The organism is Acidobacteriota bacterium (assembly GCA_028875725.1).
GTDB lineage: Bacteria > Acidobacteriota > Thermoanaerobaculia > Multivoradales > Multivoraceae > Multivorans.
This window is the reverse complement of the sequence record JAPPCR010000006.1, coordinates 1,449,182-1,468,123: the sequence shown is the minus strand read 5'-3', so window position 1 is coordinate 1,468,123 and position 18,942 is coordinate 1,449,182. Positions and strand designations below refer to the sequence as shown.

Here is an 18,942-nt window from a genome sequence, read left to right as displayed (position 1 = left end):
CCGCGAAAGAACCCGGGAACGACGAAGGAAACCGCAAGAAGGCCACACGAGAAAGAACCAGCAGAACGGAACAAGCAGAGTCAGCGAGGAATCAGAGCGTGCCACAGACAACCGAAATGAAGGACCAGATCATCCGTGACTTCCGTCTCCACGAGACGGACACGGGTTCGCCCGAGGTCCAGGTCGCGCTGCTGACGAACCGCATCAACGAGCTCACCGAGCACTTCAAGGTCCACAAGCAAGACCACCACGGCCGGCGCGGCCTGTTGAAGCTGGTCGGGCGCCGCCGGCGGCTGCTCGGCTACCTGCGCGACCAGAGCTTCGACCGCTACCGGACGACGATCGAGCGTCTCGGCCTCCGCAGGTAGTCCCTGCGACGGAAGCGGCGCCCTGACGGGCTCCGCGACCCGAAAGACGACCGGCTTGACCGCCGATCCGGCGGACCGGACTCCACGCGATTCACGCGAAAGCCTGCCTTCGCAAGGAAGGCATTTTCCCGCCCGCTGAAAGCCGGGCGGAGCAAACAAAGAGAAGGAAGTAAAGAAACCAACATGAAGTTCACCAAGGACATCCCGATCGGGAACGGCACCATCACTCTCGAATCCGGCCGTCTGGCCAGACAGGCGAACGGCTCCTGCACCGTGCAGCTCGGCGAGACGATCGTGCTGACCACCGCCTGCATGGCGCCCGACAGCACACCCCGCGGCTTCCTGCCCCTCACCGTCGACTACCGCGAGTACACCTCGGCGGCCGGGCGGATTCCGGGCGGCTTCTTCAAGCGCGAGGGGCGGCCCTCCGAGAAGGAGATCATCACCTGCCGCCTGACCGACCGGCCCCTGCGGCCGCTGTTCCCGTCGGGTTACTTCTACGAGACCCAGATCATCAGCCTCGTGCTGTCGGCCGACCAAGAGAACGACCCCGACATCCTCGCGATCAACGGCGCGTCGACCGCTCTCGTCCTCTCCGACATTCCCTTCTACCACCCGGTAGGAGCCGTTCGCGTGGGCCTGATCGACGATGAGATCGTCTTCAACCCGACCGGCGCCGAGCGTGACGTGTCCGACCTGGACCTCATCGTCGTCGGTACCGAGGACGCCGTGACGATGGTCGAGGCCGGTGCGAACCAGCTCGACGAGAGCGTGATCCTCGACTGCATCTTCGCTGGCCACCAGGAACTCCAGAAGATCGTGCGCGCCCAGCAGGAGCTGTTCCGCGAGATGGACCTGGAGAAGCCCCACTGGGAGGCCCCCGAGGCCTACACTCCCGAGTTCCGGGCCGAAGTCGAGAACGCCATCTGGGACGACTTCACGGCCGCCCTGAACACTCCCGCCAAGTTCGAGCGGCGCGACGCGGTCAAGGCCGTCGTCAACGGCTTCACCGACCGCCTTCCCGAAGACGACGAGCGCCGGGGCCAGGTCGGCAAGATCGTCAGCGAACTCGAGGACAAGGCGCTCCGCGAGATCGTGATGAAGCAGGGCAAGCGCTTCGACAACCGGGCGACGGATGAGGTCCGGGCGCTCAACACCGAGACCGGTCTACTGCCGCGTGTCCATGGCTCGGCGCTGTTCACCCGCGGCGAAACCCAGGCGCTGGCCTCCGTCACCCTCGGCACCCGGCGCGATGCCCAGATCATCGAGGAGTACGAAGGAGAAACCCACCAGAAGTTTCTCCTCCACTACAACTTCCCGCCGTTCTCGGTGGGTGAAGTCCGCTTCCTCCGCGGCTCGAGCCGCCGCGAGATCGGACACGGCGTGCTGGCGCGCCGGGCGCTGATACCCGTGCTTCCCCACGAGGACGACTTCCCCTACACGGTACGCGTCGTGTCCGAGATCCTCGAGTCCAACGGCTCCTCGTCGATGGCCACCGTCTGTTCCGGTTCGCTGGCCCTGTTCGACGCCGGCGTGCCGATGCTCGCACCGGTCGCCGGCGTGGCGATGGGTCTGGTCAAGGACGGCGACGACTTCGCCGTCCTCACCGACATCGCGGGCCAGGAAGACCACCACGGCGACATGGACTTCAAGGTCGCCGGCACCCGCGGCGGGATCACGGCGCTGCAGATGGACATCAAGATCACCGGCGTCACCCGGGAGATCATGGGCCAGGCCCTGACCCAGGCACGGGCGGGGCGGCTGCACATCCTGGACCACATGGCTTCCGAGATCGAGGAGCCACGCGAGGAGATGTCCGACTACGCTCCGCGTCTGCACGTGATGATGGTCGCCCGCGACCGGATCCGCGACGTGATCGGACCGGGCGGCAAGACGATCCGTGGCATCACGGAAGAGACCGGCTGCCAGATCGACATCGAGGACGACGGTCGCGTCGTCGTGGCCTCTCCCAACTCCACGGCTGCGGACAGAGCGATCGCGATGATCGAGCGCCTCACGGAGGTGCCCGAGGTCGACAAGGTCTACACCGGCCAGGTCCGTCGGGTGGAGCCGTTCGGCGCCTTCGTCGAGATTCTCCCCGGCACGGACGGCCTGGTTCACATCAGCGAACTCGCGCCCTACCGGGTTGGCGAGATCGGCGACCTGGTCACCGAAGGCGACGAGATGACGGTCAAGGTGATCGACATCGACCCCTCCGGCAAGGTCCGCCTCTCCCGCAAGGCCGTCATCATGGACGACCCCGACTTCGACCCGAAGGACTACGAGGGCATGGGCGTTCCGGCTCCCGTCGGCGGCGACCGTGGTCGCGACCGCAGAGGCCCCGGTGGTCGAGGCGGACGCGGCGGTCCGGGCGGACGTGGCGGCCGCGGAGGCGGCCCGGGGGGCCGCGGCGGCCGGGGACGGCGTCCTCGTTCCGGTGGTGGCGGCGGCGGTCGCGGACCGCGTCGCGACTAGGCGATAGGCCGTCCGCGGCGGCGGCTTCGGGCGTCGCGGCCGCTTGGTTGCTTTGGGCGGTTGGACCCGCCGTCCGGGGACCGGGGGAGGGGTTCCATCGGCCGCTCGCGTTCGCTTGGGCAGGGGTACGACGGCGCTCGCTTCGGTCGGCTGCGCTTCACGTCGGCGTTGGTCGAGGTAGCGGCGGTGGGCATCGCTTGCCTCCAGCCCGCTGGTACCCCTCCCCCGGTCCCTGGACGGCGGGACGGCTTGGCCAACGACGTGGCGCCTGGTGTTTTGGGGCCGCCGCGCGGACTGGTCGTCGTCGACTGCGGACGGGCCGATGGTCTTGTCGGCCGGCCGACGAAGGGCGCCTGGTGTCAGTCGGAGGCGCGGAGAGCCGCGCGGTAGATGTCCCGCAAGGGGACTCCCTGTTCACGGGCGATTCGGCGGACGTCTTCGTACTCGGGTGCAGACCCGAGGGGCCGGCCGGAAATGGCCGCTTGTTTGAGCCTCACTTCACCGAAGGGGGTCGTCACCGTGGAGAAGGAGCGTTCGGCTTCCAGGCGGTCGACGACGGTGCGACGGCAGCCGAGGGAGCCGGTCTCGAGAAGGAGGCGCTCGGCTAGTTCCGAGGACTGCTCCGGGCGGCAGATGACGGTGACGGCCACGCCAGGCCGGGACTTCTTCATCTGTACGGCGGTCGTGAAGACGTCGAGGGCGCCGGCTTCCAGAAGGGACTCCGCGGCATAGCCGATCGCCTCCCCCGTTGCGTCGTCTAGCTGGCACTCAAGGACCGCGACCTGGCGCCACGGTCCACCCGCGGAGGTGATGGGCGTCACGCGTTGGAGTCGAAGTGCATTCGGACGGTCTGCCAGCTCGCGGCTGCCGAGTCCGATCCCGTGGCTCTCGATTCGCCGCGGAGCAGCTGTCGCGGACGGTTCGAACTCCTCGACGAACTCCCTCACGATGACGGCGCCGGTGGGTGTCGTGAGTTCGCCGGAGGTCCCGCCGGAAGTGATCGGAACGCCCTCCAGCAAGAGCGCCGTCGCGGGCGCGGGCACCGGCATCACGCCGTGACGCGTCGAGACAGTGCCGCTCCCCACGACGACAGTCGACGAGGAAACCCGGGCCGGCCCGAAGTGCTCGAGCGCGACCGCCGCGCCGACCAGGTCGACGATCGAGTCGTCGGCGCCGACCTCGTGAAAGTGGACCTCCTCCAGGCCAACGCCGTGAACCTGAGCCTCCGCCTCCCCCAGTCGCCGGAACAGGGCCGAGGCGCGCGCGACGACACCGGCGCTCAAACCGCTCTCCTCGATCATGCGCAGGATCGTCGATAGCCGCCGATGCGAAGCACCCTCGCTACCTGCCCCCTCGACCGGTTGCCCGTCCCGCAGCACGGAGAACCGAACCCCCGCCAGACCTCCCCGCTTCGCGCGCTCCACCCGCAACTCGACCCCATCCAGACCCAACCGTTCGACCATCTCCTCGAGCAACGACACCGGCAGCCCCAGGTCCAGACACGCCCCCAGAAACATGTCCCCCGAGATCCCGCTCGCGCAATCCAGATGCAGGTGAACAGGCCCATCCGCCATGAGAGGCACCCTAACAATCCAAGACGAGATCGCGTTGCCTTCGAAGCGCCATGCACGCCACCTGACATCAACAATCCCAGGTCGATCCGACGACCCTCACTCCGTAACGCGGCCCGACGTACTCCCTCACGCCCTGCCAACAGTCCGTGACGTACCGCAAAGCTGAGTACGTGCAGCCAGCCGGGAGCCGAAGGAGGGGTTTCTCAGGGGGCTGGAGGCAACCGACTCCCCATGCCCTTCCATGAACCAACACCGAAGCGGAGGGCAGCCGACCGAAGCGAGCGCTTGCTTTCCATCAACCCAGAGAGCGCAAGCGTCCCCTGGGAACCCCCTCCTTCGGCTCCCGGCTGGCGGGTGGTACCTCTACAGCAACCGGCGCTCGCGCAGGGAGACCCAGCGCCGGCCGCCGGCGAGGACGAGGTGGTCGACGAGGTCGATGCCGACGGCGGCGGCGGCACGGCTCAGGCGGCGGGTGAAGGCGATGTCCTCGGGGCTGGGCTCGGGATCGCCGCTGGGATGGTTGTGGAAGATTGCCACCGCCGTCGCGCCCAGACGGAGCGCTTCCTTGAGCACCGCCCGCGGTTCCACGGACGTGCGGTCGAGGCCGCCGACGAAGTGCTCGCGCTCGGAGATGATGCGGCCTCGGACGTCCACGTAGATCGCCCCCATGGCTTCCTGGTCGCGGCGCGCGTAGCGAAGATTGAGGTATCGGGCGAGCGCGGCGACGCTGCCCAGAGGCCGCCGTTCGGGCAGTTGGGCCCGCGCCAGCCTGCGGGCCAGCTCCACCGCGGCCAGCACGGTGGCCGCCTTGGCGTCCCCCAACCCCTTCCGCCGCAGCGACGGCAGATCGTGCTCCACCAGGAGGGCGAGCGCCGGCAGGCCGCCCAGGCCCCGGCCCTCGTCGTAGAGCAGATCGCGGGCAAGATCGACAACGGAACAGCCACGGTGACCGGTGCGCAGCAGGATGGCGATCAGCTCGCAGTCGCTCAGAACTCCGGCGCCGTGGGCGAGCAATCGCTCCCGGGGACGTTCTTCTGATGGGATTTCCCGGAGCATCGTGGTCGGCCTGTCGTTCCCGCGCATCGAACCTCCTGCCGACACTGACGGAAGCGCCGCCCGGGAGTTGGCGCGCGCGGCGGTCGTTACGCTCGACCGGCTGCTACCCTGCCGCGGCCATGCGCGGCACCGACCTCTCGACGTTTCTGAGACTCGACGTTCCCGCCACGGAACCCGTCGTCGCCGTCCTTCCCGTTCCCTACGAGCGGACCACCTCGTGGGGACGCGGCGCCGAGAACGGCCCGGAGGCCCTGCTCCTCGCGTCGCACTACGTCGAGCTCTACGACGAAGAACTCGACGTGGAGCCCTGCCGCATCGGCATCGAGACACTGCCGCCGGTGGATGTCGACGGAAGCGACGAGTCGGTCCTGCAACGAATGAGCGCCGCCGCTGAAACCACCCTCCGGAAAGGGCGGTTCCTGGCCGCCGTCGGCGGCGAGCACACGGTAACGCCGGCGCTGGTCCGCGGCACGCTGAACACCGGCGCGGCGAATCTGGGCGTGGTCCAGTTCGACGCCCACGCGGACCTCCGTCAGACCTATGGCGGCACCGCCTGGAACCATGCCTGCGCGATGAGCCGCGTGCTGGATCTCGGTCTGCCGACGCTGGCCGTCGGTATCCGTTCGCTGACCCGGCCGGAGGCGGAGCGGATCGCGAACGAGCGCCTGCCGATCATCTGGGCGGAACAACTCGACGCCCTTCCCCGGCCGGAACTCGAGGCCCTGTTCGACGGGCTCCTCGCCTCCTTGCCCGACACGGTCTATCTGACCTTCGACCTCGACTTCTTCGATCCGTCCGTGCTGCCCGCGACCGGAACGCCTGAGCCAGGCGGCGGCACCTGGTATCAAGCGTTGATGCTGCTGCGACGGCTGTTCGAGCGCAAGCAGGTGATCGCGATGGACGTGGTCGAACTGGCTCCGATCCCGGGCAACGCCGCCAGCGACTTCACCGCCGCCAAGCTGCTCTACAAGTGCATCGGCTACCGCTTCCGGCGAGAGCTGGCCGGCATGGCCGGCACCTGAGCCATCCGGTCAGACGCCGATCAGGCCGCCGGCGACGTACACCCAGAAGACGATCAGCACCAGGCCGATCAGATTCAGCCACACTCCGGCCCGGACCATCTGCGGAATCGTGATCTCCCCGGAACCGAAGACGATCGCGTTCGGCGGCGTCGCCACGGGCATCATGAAGGCGCAGCTCGCCGCCAGCGTGGCCGGAACGATCAGGAGCAGCGGATCCACGTCGATGACGGCCGCGGTCGCCGCCAGGATCGGCAGGAACGTGACCGTCGTTGCCGTATTGCTCGTCACTTCGGTCAGCAGGATGAGGAGCCCGGCCGCGCCCAGCACGAGGATCAGCACGGGCGTCCCTTCGAGCACCTGGAGCAGACCGCCGATGAACCGGTCGACTCCCGTGGCGCGAATGGAGGCGGCGAGGCTCAGCCCGCCGCCGAACAGCACCAGGATGCCCCAGGGCGCTTCGAGCGCCTTCTTCCAGCTCAGCAGGAACACGCCGCGACGCAGATCGACCGGCGCGGCGAACAGGCACAGCGCTGCGCCGATCGCGATCCCCGAATCCGTCAGCCCCGCTAACGGCGCGACACTTCCGATCTCGATCCGCGCCAGCCAGGTGCCCGTCGTCCACAGCGCTGCGGTGGCGGCGAAGATGGCGAGCACGCCCTTCTCGGGTCCCGACATCGGCCCCATCTTCCGCAGCTCGTTGCGGATGAGTTCCGCGCCTCCCGGCACTTCGCGCATACGCAGCGGGAAGGCGACCCGCGTCAGTACGATCCAGGCCAGGGGCAGGAACAGTACGCTCAGGCCGAAGCCGAATGGCAGCCACTGGGCGAACGTGATCTCGCGACCGTAGTTGTCGCTCACGAAGGCCATCATCTCCAGGTTCGGAGGCGTGCCGATCTTCGTTGCGACGCCACCGATCGAGGCGCCGTAGGCCGTGCCCAGCAGCAGGCAGAGAGCGAAGGGAAAGGTTCGTCCCGGCGGCGCCGCCGCGGCGCCCAGGCGGCGGCGCACGAGGGCGATGACCGAGAGGGCGATGGGCAGCATCATGACCGTCGTGGCCGTGTTCGAGATCCACATGCTGAGGGCGGCGCTCGCGGTCATGAAGCCGAGCACGACGCGGCGCGGACGGGTGCCCACGAGCAGGATGATGCGAAGCGCGAGTCTCCGATGCAGACCCCAGGTCTGCATCGCCAGGGCGATCATGAAGCCGCCCATGAAGAGATAGATGTTCGGGTGGGCGTAGGGAGCCGCAACCTCGCGGACGCCGAGTTCGCCGCCCGTCAGCAGCGGCATCGCTGCCAGCGGGATGAGCGCCGTGGCCGGCACCGGCAGCGCCTCGGTGAGCCACAACGCTGCCATCAGGACGCCGACGGCGGCCACCGCCCTGCCGGCGGAGGACAGACCGGAGACGACCTCGCCGTCCGCGCTCACCACGGCTTCGGGGATGGCGAAGTAGACCAGCGCCGCGAGGATCGGTGCTCCGATCAGCCCGGCGACGGCGATCGGGCCGACGCCGCGGTCCTTCTCAGTCATTGCCGCCGCCGCTTCCCTTCCCGAGGTGGCGGCGGAAGTAGGACCTGGTCAAGCCGGTGACCACCCCCGAGAGCAGGAGCAGCGAGATGAGGTTGGGGAAGGACATCAGGCCGAGCGCGACGTCGCCGAAGGTCCACACGGTGGTCAGCGGCAGCAGGCAACCCATGAAGAAGAAGCCGACGTAGATCCAGCGGTAGACCGGAATCGCCCTCTCTCCGAAGAGGTACTCGGTCGAGCGGTCGCCGTAGTACGACCACGAGATAGCCGTCGACACGGCGAACAGCAGCACCGAGAGGGTGACGATCAGGTCGCCGCGGCTGCCCGGAAGACCGAGGCTGAAGGCGCGGGCCGTCAGGGGCGCGCCGTTCAGCAGGGCTCCGCCCTCGATTCGCGGCTCGGACCCCTCGGCGCGAAGGGAGCCGTCGGCGCCCAACTCCAGCCTGCCGCTCCAGGCGGTACCCTCGCCGTCCACGAGGCGCGCGTCGACGATCGTCGCGTTGAGAAACACGAACGAGCCACTGGCGGCTCCGTCCACGACCTCGAGCGCGCCGCCGCCCACGCCGGCGCGCTCGTCCCGCGCAGTCAGAAGCTCGGAGTCGTCTTCGAGCACCCGGTGAATGCCCTCGACCTCGTCAAGACCGAAGCTCTGGGGTGCGGCGTCGCGCCAGGCGTCCGTCGTCACGATCACCAGACCGGTCATCGTGCAGATGACCAGGGTGTCGATGAAGGGCTCCAGCGAGGCCACGAGACCCTCGCGAACCGGTTCGTCCGTCTTGGCCGTGGCGTGTGCGATTGGCGCGCTGCCCTGCCCCGCCTCGTTGCTGAACAGACCGCGCCGGATGCCCCACATCATCGTCATCAGGAAGGAACCGGCGGCGCCGCCGACCATAGAGGTCGGCCGGAACGCCTGCTCCACGATCAGGGCGAAGCTCGCCGGCACCTGGTCTATGTTCGCCAGCAGGATGAAGAGAGCCCCGCCAACGTAGATCACGGCCATTCCGGGAGCGAGAATCGAGGTCACCCTCCCGATGCGGCGAATGCCGCCGATGATCACGAGGGCGACGAGAGAGGCGAAGACGAGGCCGCTCCAGACCGGCGCCAGGCCGAACTGGGACTCGAGCTGATCGGCCATCGTGTTCGCCTGGTTCATGTTGCCGGTTCCGAACGAGCAGATGACGGCCAGGCCGGCGAACAGCATCGCCATCCATTTCCAGTTCGCCCCCAGGCCCTTCTCGATGTAGTACATGGGACCACCGGACACGGAACCGTCCCCATGCACCCGCCGGTACTCCACGGCCAGCGTGCACTCCGCGAACTTGAGCGCCATGCCGAAGAACGCCGTCACCCACATCCAGAACAGGGCCCCGGGACCTCCCATGCGAATCGCGATCGCGACGCCGGCGATGTTGCCGATGCCCACCGTCGCGGAAAGAGCCGTGGTCAACGCCTGAAAATGAACCAGGTCGCCTTCGTCGTCCGGATCGTTGTACTTGCCGCCGAGAATGGCCCAGGCGTGCCGGAAGCCCCGCAACTGGATCAGGCCGAGCCGAACGGTCACGAACAGGCCGGTGCCCAGTAACACGAGGGCCAGAATGGGCGCCTGCGGCGGCGTGTTCCAGACCAGACCCTCCAGCCAGCCGGCCACCGGTCCGAGCAGTCCGTTCACACCATCCGCAATCGAACCGAACACCTGCTCGGGCATCGCGCAGAGCCTCCCCTAGACGTAGTTGGCCGGATGGCCGGTAGCGAAGACCAGCACGGACTCGCCGCGACGGATGGTACCGGAGTCCCTGAGCCGGGCGACCGCAGCCATCGACGCCGCGGTTTCGGGGCCGATCAGGAGCCCCTCCCGCGCCGCCATTCTCCGCGTCATCTCCGCCACCACGTCCTCCTCGACAGCGACCGCCGTTCCACCGCTCTCGCGCACCGCCCGTAGAACCAGGAAGTCGCCGATCGCTCGCGGCACCCGCAGGCCCCAGACGCGGGTATCCGGCGCTTCCCAGGGATCGGCATGCTGGTCACCCTCCTCGTAGGCCCGCACGATCGGTGCGCAGCCCGCCATCTGGACGACCGCGAACTTCGCGGACGGTCCGCTCAGAAGGCCCAGCCCGCGGAGTTCGGCGAAGGCCTTCGCCATGCCGACGATGCCCGTGCCACCGCCGGTCGGATAGACGATCCAGTCCGGCAGCCGCCAGCCAAACTGTTCGGCGACCTCGAAACCCATCGTCTTCTTGCCCTCGGCACGGTACGGCTCGCGCAGGGTCGACAGATCCCAGAAACCGCCGCCAAGTTCCTGCAGCGCGGCGCCGGCATCGACCAGCGTGCCGCCCGACTCGATCACCTCCGCGCCGAATCGACGGCAACGTTCAACAACGGTCGCCGGAGTGTCTTCCGGCAGCCCCACACGGCAGGGCAACCCGGCCGCCGCGGCGTAGGCCGCGGCCGAAACGCCCGCGTTGCCGGCGCTCGGAAGCTGGACGCCGGGGGCGCCGAGTTCCCGGGCGCGGTTCACGGCCAGGGAAAGGCCCCGGTCCTTGAACGAACCCGTCGGATTTCCCGCCTCGTTCTTGACGAAGACTCTCGCGCCGTCGGGATACGCGCGGCGAAGCCGCACGACGGGAGTGCCGCCTTCCCCCAGATCGACCCGACCGTGGAAGTCGGACACCGGCAGCAACTCGCGGTACCGCCACAAGGTCCACGGTCGGTGATGGAGATCGCGCGCGAGGGTCTCGCCCCGCTGGCGATCCAGTTCGTAGCTTACGAGCCACGGCTTGCCGGCGGGCGAAAGGAAGGCCGGCTCGTCCAGAGACGCCCTGACTCCGGTAGCGGAGCAAACCAGGCCCTGGGCCCAGCGCTCCATGCTCTCACTGTCCGGCTCCATCTCGATCCCGCCCTGCCGACCCTAGCAGCGCCGCTCAAGGCTGTCGTTCGACAGACACAAGCCACTGAATAGCAACAACTTACGCAGAAAGTGTGCTATCATCGCGCCCTCGCATCAACTTCTTGGCATTCGTGCATGAGTCAACGAATTGGTCACTTTGAGATTCTCCGCCGCCTCGAAGCGAAGGCTGGAGCAGCCTCCTATCTCGGTCGCGACACGCGGGACGAAAGCTCCGTCGTCGTCGACACCTGGGTCACGGAGAACGCCGAAGCTCAGGCCCTGTTCCTGAAGCGGGCCGCAGCCGTGGGAAGGCTGGAACACGCCTCGATCGCCCGGATTCTCGACTTCGGAATCGACGGCGCGACGTCCTGTCGAATCGAGCAGTGCCTGGGCGCCGAAACCCTGGCGGCACGACTCGAACGCTGCGACAGACTCCCGATCCGGACGGCTCTGGGCTGGCTGGCGCAGGTCGCGCGCGCACTGGAGTACGCACATGGCCTGGGCGTCGTCCACGGAGATATCCACCCCGGTGCCATCACGATTAGCTCCGACGACGACGCCGCGGTCCGGGGTTTCGCGAATCCGCGACCGCGCGCGCACGCCAGGTACAGCGCACCGGAGTTGCTGCGCGGCGAGAACGCCGATGTGCCGACAGACATCTACGCGTTCGGTGCGCTCACGCATCGAGTGCTGACCTTTCAACCGACCGGCGCCGCGACAACCTCGGGCCGGTTGAAGTCGAAAGATCGGCGTCTCCTGCAAAAGGCGATCAGGGCTCAGATCCCGTCGCACGTCGCGAGATCGCTTGTTTCCGTTCTCGACGCCTGCCTCAGGGAGGATCCCGGCAAGCGTGCGGCGAACTTCACCCCCATCGTCAGCGCCATCGAGGAGGCCCACCGGGATCTCCTCGCCGAGACCAAAAGCCACGAAACGCCGTCGCAGGACGTGCCGAAGGACTGGACGGCAACCTCGGTACAGACACCGCAAACCTCCGACTCCTCACTGATCGAAGTCGAGATCAACGGAGGCGCCGCATCTCCGGAGCCGACCTCCCCGCCGACTCTCGACCGGGTCGCCGACGCGATCCGCCGGCCGCGCCGTTCCCGCCTTCGTCGCCGCTGGCTGACTTTCGCCACGGTCGCCGGAACGGCGCTCTGGCTCGGCGGCACGCTTTGGTGGTCGAAGGGCAGCCCGCTCGCCGGCTCGGAAGCGCCTGCGCCGCAGAACGAAGCGCCGGTCGAACGGCAGGCTGTGGCCGCCGAGACCGGAAGCGAGGAGCCCGCCACGCAGCCCGTCAGTCCGGGTACGCTCGAGGAACCCGAAGCACGACTCCCGGACGCCTCACCAGCCGTCAGCCGGGGCATCGGCCGTCTCGCCCTCGCGCCCGCCTGGGATCCGCACATCACCGTCTCCATCGACGGCGAGGCGCCCGTGCTCCTCGACCGTAGAAGGGTCTTCGAGGTGGAAGCCGAGGTCGACCACCTGCTGACCTTCGAACTCGCCACTCGCGACTTCCAGATCCGGGAACAGGTCGTGACCCAGGTCGGCGTCGGCCGGCTGCTGGAGACGCCGGTGCCACTGGTTCGGCCTGGCGCGGTCAGCATCGCGGCGGCGACCGGATCGGAACGTCCCGTCTTCGTCCGCATCGGTGATGAAGCGATCGGCTGGACGCCCATCCGCGACCTGCCCGTCCCCGCGGGCACCCACATGCTCAGCCTCCTCCGAAACCCCAGGTGGCAGCCGGACGACCGGATCGACCAGAAGATCCAGGTGAACGCCAGGCAGGAGACGACGGTCCAGTTCGACCTCGAATCCGAGCCGGTCGTCCTGATCGTCAACGGCCGGAGAATCGAGTACGTTCCACCGCAACCGGAAGCGGCACCGGAACCAGCCCGGCTCTCGGAGACGTCCGCGCCGACCGCGCGCGCCACGGCGCCGACGGACTGAGTCCGCAAGGCCCCTCCGCGGTCCAGGTCGGTAGCGGCCGGTTGCTGTAGGCTGACCACGAGGACGGCGAGAGACGATGGCCGAGACGATCGAGTTGGCGGCGCCGCCGAGGAAAGCCCATTCCTGGGCTGAGGAGCCGTCCATCACCAGGGACGAGGAAACGCCCCTCGACGTCAGCGTCCTCGTGCCGGTCCTCGACGAGAGTGCGACGGTCTCCGCCCTCGCCGAGCGCGTGCTTGCCAACCTGGACGCCATTCATGTCCGGGCGGAACTCGTGTTCATCGACGACGGCTCGACCGACGGCACTTCCGATGTCGTTCGCCGCGAACACCAGCGCGATCCCCGGGTGCGGCTCATCCGGTTGCGCCGGAACTTTGGCAAGGCGGCCGCCCTTTCGGCCGGCGTGGATCACTCGCGGGGCCGGATTCTCGTCACGATGGATGGCGACCTGCAGGACGATCCCGACGAGATTCCGCGCCTGTTGCAGGCGCTCGAAGACGGCCCTCTGGACCTCGTCTCGGGCTGGAAGCGCACCCGGCGCGACCCGTGGCGCCGTCGACTGGCATCCAGGGTCTTCAACTGGGTGACGCGCACGCTTTCGAACGTCCGGCTGCACGACTTCAACTCCGGCTTCAAGGCCTACCGCCGGGAAGTCCTGGAGCAGGTCGCCGTGTACGGCGAACTCCACCGCTACATTCCCGTGCTCGCCAGCCGGCGCGGCTTTCTCGTCGGAGAGATTCCGGTGGCGCACCATCCGCGCCGCGTCGGCCGCAGCCGGTACGGATGGGATCGCTCCTACAAGGGACCCGTGGACCTGATCACGGTCCTGTTCATCAGCCGCTTCACCCGCCGCCCGTTGCACCTCTTCGGCCCGATCGGCCTGATCAGCTTCGCCGCCGGCCTGGGCATCTGCGCCTATCTGGCGGCGCTCTGGTTCGCCGGCGCCTCCCTTTCCAACCGGCCGCTGCTGCTGCTCGGCGTCCTGCTGATGGTCCTGGGCATCCAGATTGTCACGACGGGCCTGATCGGCGAACTGATCACCTTCAAGAACTTTCGCCGTCCCGACAGCTACTCGGTGCGAGAGCGGGTCGGCTGAACCCGGTTGCCCGGCTGCAGGAGCGCGGACCTGCGCATCCTCTTCCTCACCCAGACCTACCCTCGTTGGCCCGGCGACACGGCCGGACCGTTCATCCGCGAGCTGGCCCGCGGGTTGGTCCGCACCGGCGACGAGGTCACGGTTCTCGTTCCGCGCGCGGCACAGGTGCGCCGCGCCTGGAACGACGACGGCGTCGATGTCCGCTCCTTCGCCTACGCCCCCCGCCCATTGGAGGTCCTTGGCTACGGCCGCAGTCTGGCCGCGGACGAGCATGTGCGGCCGGGCGCCGCGCTCGCCGCTCCGCTGTACCTGCTAGCGGCGGCAAAGGCCGTCGCCCGGCACCTCCGGCGCGACCGCTACGACCTGCTCCACGCTCACTGGGTCGCGCCGAACGGGCTGGTAGCCCTCTGGCCGGGCGTACACAGACGAGCGACGCTGATCGCCGCCGGGCTTCACGGCAGCGACGTCTTTCTGGCCGAGAAGGCGGTCGCTCGCCCGGCCATCCGTCGGGCCCTGTCGCGTTGCGGCCTTCTCACCGGATGCTCGCCCGAACTCGTCGAGAGAGTCCAGCGGATCGGCTACCAGGGCAAACCGTCCCGCGTCATCCCCTACGGCGTCGACACCGACACGTTCTGCCCTGCTGCGGAGTTGCCGGGCGAGTTCGACGAAGCACCCTGGCGCAAACGCCTGGTGATTCCAGGAGACGCCACCGTCCTGCTCGGCGTCGGCCGCCTGGCGACGAAGAAGGGCTTCCAGGTGCTGATCGACGTTCTGCCCCGGCTGCTCTCCGACTTCAGCGACCTGCACGCGATCATCGCCGGCGACGGCGATCAGATGGCGGATTTCCGAGGCGCAGTCAACGGCTGGAGGCCCGATCACGCGGATCGGGTCCATCTTCCCGGCGCTGTCGCCCACGACGATCTGCCCGGCCTCTACCGCTGCGCGGACCTGTTCGTCCTCCCCGCCGTTCACGATCCGCAGGGCAACGTCGACGGCCTGCCCAACGTGATCCTGGAAGCCCTGGCAAGCGGGCTGCCGGTGGTCGCGACGACGGTTTCCGGCATCCCTCTCGCGGTGGAGTCGGGAGCGCAGGGAATCCTCGTTCCGGAGCAGGATCGCCCCGCTCTGAGGGAGGCGCTCTCAGGTCTCCTGGCCAACCCGGAACAGCGGCGCCTGATGGCTGCCAGGGCCCGCGCCCGCGCCGTCGCCCAACTGACCTGGGACATCGTGGCGGGAAAGTACCGGCAGGCCTACGTCGACGCTCTGGAGGATGGCGCCCGGCGATGAACCGGCCCGGCGAGCACGAACCGATCGAGCCGCGACGTCGAGGTCTCTGGTGGACGATCCTGACCGCCGCGATGACGCTGCCCACAATCGCCTCGCTCGCCTACTTCGTCTGGCTCGAGGGCACCGCCTGGGTCGCCCCCGTCTACCTCGGCGCCAAGGCGCTCCAGTTCGCCGGACCCCTGGCCGTCCTGGGTGTGCTGCTGGCCGCCGCCTTCGGTCCCTCGAGGCCGGGCCGATCGGTCGCCCTCGGGCTGGGCACCGGCATCGCGGGGGCCGGCTTCACCTGGCTGGCCTATGCCTTTCTGTTTCGCGGCGGGGAGATGGCCGCGACGGCCGCCGAAGCGATCACGGTCAAGCTGGCCGACTTCCATCTCGACACGCTGGAGCGCTACATCGTCGCGGCGCTCCTGATCAGCTTCGTCCACTCCTGGCTCGAGGAGGTCTACTGGCGAGCCTTCGTCTACGGGAGGCTCCGCCGCCTGACTTCCTCCAGGTGGTCGCACGTGGTGGCAGCCATCGGCTTCGCCGCTCACCACGTGGTCGTCATCGGCGTCTACCTTGGCGACACCTCGATCCTGGTCCTGACCCTCATGTCGCTTCCGGTCGTCCTAGGAGGCGTCCTCTGGTCGCTGCTCTACCGCGCCACGGGCAACCGCCTGCTGGCCCCCTGGCTCAGCCACGTCTGCCTCGACCTCGCGATCATGGCCGTGGGCTATGAGTTGATCTTCGCCGGTTGAAGCCCGAGTTCTTCGCGCCCGACGGGCAGCCCCTGTTCGCGCAGCCAGTCGTCGTTGTAGATCGTGCTCAGATAGCGGGTCCCCGAATCGGGAAACAGCGTCACGACCCGGGCGCCCGGCCGCAGTTCCGGCAGCATCTGCCGCACGCCCCAAAGCGCCGCGCCACTTGAACCACCCACGAGCATCGCCTCGTGCCGGGCCAGTTCGCGGGCCGCAAGGAACGCCTCGGCGTCGCTGACCTGGAGCATCCGGTCGAAGACCTCGAACTCCGGACAGTCGATGATCTCTTCGTCGCCCAGTCCTTCGAGCAGGTAGCGGCCCTCGGGCGCGGACGCGTCGGGGGCTCCGGAGAGAGCCGCGAAGTGGCGGCTGAACACGGACCCTTCGACATCGACCGCCACGACCTGGATGGTCGGATCCCTCTCTTTCAGGAATCGGCCCACCCCTGAAACCGTGCCGCCGGTGCCGATGCCGCCGACGAAGACGTCGATCCGGCCTTCCATCTGATCCCAGATCTCCGGAGCCGTCGTCTCGTAGTGGCACTCGTTGTTGTCCCGGTTGTTGTGCTGGTCCGGAAAGAAGGCTCCCGGCTCGGCCGCCATCAGGCTTCGGGCCTTCCGGTTGTACGACTCCGGGTGCCCGGGGTCCAGATCGCCGTCGACCAGGACGAGTTCGACCCCCAGAGCACGCAGGCAATCGAGCTTCTCGCGGCTGGTCTGGCGACGGACGACCGCGCGGCAGCGCAGTCCACGGGTCGTGGCCATCATGGCCAGGCCCATCGCCGTGTTGCCGGACGACGCCTCGATCACCAGCCCACCGGGTTTGAGCACGCCGGACGCGAGTGCACGATCGACGAGATAGCGCGCGACCCGGTCCTTGACACTGCCCATCGGGTTGAGGAACTCGAGCTTCGCGAACACCTCGACGCCGGCCCCGGCATCGCTCAGGGAACGCCGGAGACGCACCATCGGCGTACCGCCGATGGCCTGGCAGACATCCTCGCAGACGCCCCGGGGAGCCGCTTCTGATTCGTTGACCGCCGCCTTCAAGGTAGCGAAGACTACTCCTCCCCGTCGGCGCCGAGCAGCCGATCGCGAACGATCTGCATGTCCTCCCAGGTGGCCCGTTTGTACGAAGGATCCCGAAGCAGGAAAGCCGGGTGATAGGTGACCCGGACCGGCACGCCTCCAGCTTCGTGCCAGGTCCCCCGCAGGCGCCCCAACGAGGTCTTCGTCCCCAGCAGAAGCTGCGCCGCTACCCGCCCCAGGGCGACGATCACGCGGGGGGCGATGAGTTCGATCTGGCGATCGAGAAAGGAACGGCAGGCCGCCGTTTCGTCAGGCTGCGGATCCCGGTTGTTCGGGGGTCTGCACTTCACGACGTTCGTGATGTAGACGTCCTCGCGCCGCAGGTCGATGGCCTGGATGATCTTCGTCAAGAGCTGGCCCGCCGGCCCCACGAACGGCAGGCCCTGCCGGTCCTCCTGCGCGCCCGGGCCCTCGCCCACGAACATCAGATCTGCCTCACCGTCACCATCGCCGAAAACGACCGTATTCCGCGTCCTGCACAGGCCACAGGCCGTGCAGCCACGGGCCTCCTCGGCGACCGCCAGCAGGCGCTCCAGACGTCCCCCGGTCCCCGCTGGCTCCGACGACGGCGCCGGCGGATAGGCGTCCGTGAAGCCCAGATCCCGCAGCAGACCGATCTCCTGCGGAATCGGCAGGCGGTTCCGGTTCACGTCGCCTCTGCTGCAAACAGCTCCAGCAGCCGTCCTGCCAGTTCATCCTTGGACTGCTTCGGGAACCGCTCGACTTCCCCTTTCGCACCAAAGGCCACGACTTCGTTGTCGGCGGACTCGAAACCGATGTCCGGGCGGGACACGTCGTTGGCGACGATCCAGTGCGCCCCCTTGGCCTTCAGCTTGTCCTGAGCCGAGCGCTCCAGGTGTTCGGTCTCCGCGGCGAAACCGACGCGCAGCGCCCGCGACGCCACGGCCGCCAGACCGGCCAGCAGGTCCGGATTCTGTGCGAGCTCCAGCACCAGGCCGTCTCCGCCCGACTTCTTCAGCTTCTGCTCGGCACGCTCCCGGGGCCGGTAGTCGGCGACAGCGGCCGCCATGACCACAAGGTCCGCGTCGTGCGCCGCCTCGTGGAGCGCCGTCTCCATCTCGGCGGCCGAGACGACGTCGACGCGTTCCACGCCTGCGGGCGTCTCGAGCTTCACGGGACCGGCAATCAGCCTGACCCGGGCGCCACGGATCGCCGCCTGGCGCGCCAGCGCGAACCCCATGCGGCCGCTCGATCGATTGCCCAGGAAGCGCACCGGGTCGATCGCCTCGTAGGTCGGCCCGGCAGTGATGACGACTTTCCTGCCGGCGAGCGGGCTCGTGAACGCGTCGTCGCCCGCCTCGGGCAGGTCAAGGACCCGGCAAACGACATCGACGATCGCCTCCGGCTCGGCCATGCGGCCCCAGCCCCGCTCACCTGAAGCCAGTACGCCCTCGACCGGACCGACCACCTCCACGCCACGGCCGAGCAGAGTGGCGACGCGGGCCTCGACCGCCGCCTTCCGCCACATGGCGTCATGCATGGCCGGAGCGACAACCACCGGCCCTTCGAACATCAGCGCGGTCGTACTCAGGAAGTCGTCCGCCAGGCCCAGCGCCAAGCGGGCCAGCGTATTCGCGGTCGCCGGCGCGACGCAGAGCAGGTCGGCCCACTGCGCGGCCTCGACGTGCAACTCCGCGCCGTCGGCGCCGCCGTCGCGTGCCAGGTACTCCTGACCGTAGACGCGACCACCGCTCAGCACCTCCAGGGTCAAGGGCGAGACGAAACTCTCGGCAGCCAAGGTTGGCGCACAGCGTACTTCGAGGCCGTGCTCCCGCAGGCGACGGACCAGATAAGCGCCCTTGTAGGCGGCGATGCCGCCGGTGATCCCCAGGAGGACCCTGGCCGCCCGTTCAGGCACGC

Annotated in this window: 15 protein-coding genes; 7 read left to right on the top strand and 8 right to left on the bottom strand. The window is 68.5% G+C overall.

Going from position 1 to position 18,942, the window contains the following annotated elements:
* Positions 1-98: 98 nt before the first annotated feature.
* Positions 99-368 carry a 30S ribosomal protein S15 gene (rpsO, locus tag OXI49_07970; protein MDE2690439.1) on the top strand — a complete coding sequence of 90 codons (270 nt, stop codon included), beginning with the start codon at positions 99-101 and terminating at the stop codon, positions 366-368.
* Positions 369-551: 183 nt separating this feature from the next.
* Positions 552-2,843, top strand: a complete 2,292-nt coding sequence (pnp, locus tag OXI49_07965) for a polyribonucleotide nucleotidyltransferase (GenBank protein ID MDE2690438.1) — start codon at positions 552-554, stop codon at positions 2,841-2,843.
* Positions 2,844-3,202: 359 nt separating this feature from the next.
* On the opposite strand, the gene larC is transcribed toward pnp, so the two are convergent.
* Both larC and radC read right to left on the bottom strand, forming a co-directional pair.
* Positions 3,203-4,417 (bottom strand): nickel pincer cofactor biosynthesis protein LarC, encoded by a 1,215-nt coding sequence (larC, locus tag OXI49_07960; GenBank protein MDE2690437.1) that lies wholly within the window; start codon positions 4,415-4,417, stop codon positions 3,203-3,205.
* A gap of 363 nt (positions 4,418-4,780) precedes the next feature.
* Entirely contained in the window at positions 4,781-5,500 is a 720-nt protein-coding gene (gene radC / locus OXI49_07955) for a DNA repair protein RadC (protein ID MDE2690436.1), read from the bottom strand.
* A gap of 92 nt (positions 5,501-5,592) precedes the next feature.
* On the opposite strand from radC, the gene speB reads away from it, so the two are divergent.
* On the top strand, positions 5,593-6,495 hold the full coding sequence (speB, locus tag OXI49_07950; protein ID MDE2690435.1) for an agmatinase: 903 nt from the start codon (positions 5,593-5,595) through the stop codon (positions 6,493-6,495).
* Positions 6,496-6,504: 9 nt separating this feature from the next.
* Here speB and OXI49_07945 read toward each other — a convergent pair whose 3' ends face one another.
* Genes OXI49_07945 through OXI49_07935 form a run of 3 tightly spaced genes read right to left on the bottom strand, consistent with a single transcriptional unit; the run spans position 6,505 to position 10,906 of the window.
* A complete protein-coding gene (locus OXI49_07945) occupies positions 6,505-8,025 on the bottom strand; it encodes a DASS family sodium-coupled anion symporter (protein ID MDE2690434.1) in 1,521 nt (506 codons plus the stop codon).
* Positions 8,018-9,727 carry a sodium:alanine symporter family protein gene (locus OXI49_07940; GenBank protein MDE2690433.1) on the bottom strand — a complete coding sequence of 570 codons (1,710 nt, stop codon included), beginning with the start codon at positions 9,725-9,727 and terminating at the stop codon, positions 8,018-8,020. Before OXI49_07940 ends, OXI49_07945 begins: the two co-directional genes overlap by 8 nt.
* Positions 9,728-9,742: 15 nt before the next feature.
* Positions 9,743-10,906, bottom strand: coding sequence for a threonine synthase (locus OXI49_07935; protein MDE2690432.1), 1,164 nt, complete (start codon positions 10,904-10,906; stop codon positions 9,743-9,745).
* Between the two features lie 135 nt (positions 10,907-11,041).
* Here OXI49_07935 and OXI49_07930 point away from each other — a divergent pair, with 135 nt between their 5' ends.
* The 4 genes from OXI49_07930 (at position 11,042) to OXI49_07915 (ending at position 15,973) form a co-directional block, all read left to right on the top strand.
* Entirely contained in the window at positions 11,042-12,853 is a 1,812-nt protein-coding gene (locus tag OXI49_07930; protein MDE2690431.1) for a protein kinase, read from the top strand.
* A 76-nt stretch (positions 12,854-12,929) separates the two neighbouring features.
* A complete protein-coding gene (locus tag OXI49_07925) occupies positions 12,930-13,949 on the top strand; it encodes a glycosyltransferase family 2 protein (GenBank protein ID MDE2690430.1) in 1,020 nt (339 codons plus the stop codon).
* 6 nt (positions 13,950-13,955) lie between these two features.
* Positions 13,956-15,236: a glycosyltransferase gene (locus tag OXI49_07920; protein ID MDE2690429.1), complete on the top strand. Its 1,281-nt coding sequence runs from the start codon at positions 13,956-13,958 to the stop codon at positions 15,234-15,236.
* Positions 15,233-15,973 (top strand): CPBP family intramembrane metalloprotease, encoded by a 741-nt coding sequence (locus tag OXI49_07915; GenBank protein MDE2690428.1) that lies wholly within the window; start codon positions 15,233-15,235, stop codon positions 15,971-15,973. Before OXI49_07920 ends, OXI49_07915 begins: the two co-directional genes overlap by 4 nt.
* Here the strand turns inward: OXI49_07915 and OXI49_07910 are convergent.
* The 3 genes from OXI49_07910 to coaBC form a co-directional block, all read right to left on the bottom strand.
* Complete coding sequence (locus OXI49_07910; GenBank protein MDE2690427.1) at positions 15,949-17,022, bottom strand: cysteine synthase family protein; 1,074 nt, start codon at positions 17,020-17,022, stop codon at positions 15,949-15,951. The genes OXI49_07915 and OXI49_07910 overlap by 25 nt on opposite strands.
* Positions 17,023-17,033: 11 nt before the next feature.
* A complete protein-coding gene (locus OXI49_07905; GenBank protein MDE2690426.1) occupies positions 17,034-17,597 on the bottom strand; it encodes a uracil-DNA glycosylase in 564 nt (187 codons plus the stop codon).
* A 110-nt stretch (positions 17,598-17,707) separates the two neighbouring features.
* Positions 17,708-18,940, bottom strand: a complete 1,233-nt coding sequence (coaBC, locus tag OXI49_07900; GenBank protein ID MDE2690425.1) for a bifunctional phosphopantothenoylcysteine decarboxylase/phosphopantothenate--cysteine ligase CoaBC — start codon at positions 18,938-18,940, stop codon at positions 17,708-17,710.
* Positions 18,941-18,942 lie beyond the last annotated feature (2 nt).

What these genes read in the sequence shown, in the direction of transcription:
- OXI49_07945 (MDE2690434.1), bottom strand. Translation starts at nt 8,025, where the DNA reads ATGACTGAGAAGGACCGCGGCGTCGGCCCGATCGCCGTCGCCGGGCTG.
- speB (MDE2690435.1), top strand. Translation starts at nt 5,593, where the DNA reads ATGCGCGGCACCGACCTCTCGACGTTTCTGAGACTCGACGTTCCCGCC.
- OXI49_07925 (MDE2690430.1), top strand. Translation starts at nt 12,930, where the DNA reads ATGGCCGAGACGATCGAGTTGGCGGCGCCGCCGAGGAAAGCCCATTCC.
- OXI49_07915 (MDE2690428.1), top strand. Translation starts at nt 15,233, where the DNA reads ATGAACCGGCCCGGCGAGCACGAACCGATCGAGCCGCGACGTCGAGGT.
- OXI49_07940 (MDE2690433.1), bottom strand. Translation starts at nt 9,727, where the DNA reads ATGCCCGAGCAGGTGTTCGGTTCGATTGCGGATGGTGTGAACGGACTG.
- OXI49_07930 (MDE2690431.1), top strand. Translation starts at nt 11,042, where the DNA reads ATGAGTCAACGAATTGGTCACTTTGAGATTCTCCGCCGCCTCGAAGCG.
- pnp (MDE2690438.1), top strand. Translation starts at nt 552, where the DNA reads ATGAAGTTCACCAAGGACATCCCGATCGGGAACGGCACCATCACTCTC.
- OXI49_07935 (MDE2690432.1), bottom strand. Translation starts at nt 10,906, where the DNA reads ATGGAGCCGGACAGTGAGAGCATGGAGCGCTGGGCCCAGGGCCTGGTT.
- larC (MDE2690437.1), bottom strand. Translation starts at nt 4,417, where the DNA reads ATGGCGGATGGGCCTGTTCACCTGCATCTGGATTGCGCGAGCGGGATC.
- radC (MDE2690436.1), bottom strand. Translation starts at nt 5,500, where the DNA reads ATGCGCGGGAACGACAGGCCGACCACGATGCTCCGGGAAATCCCATCA.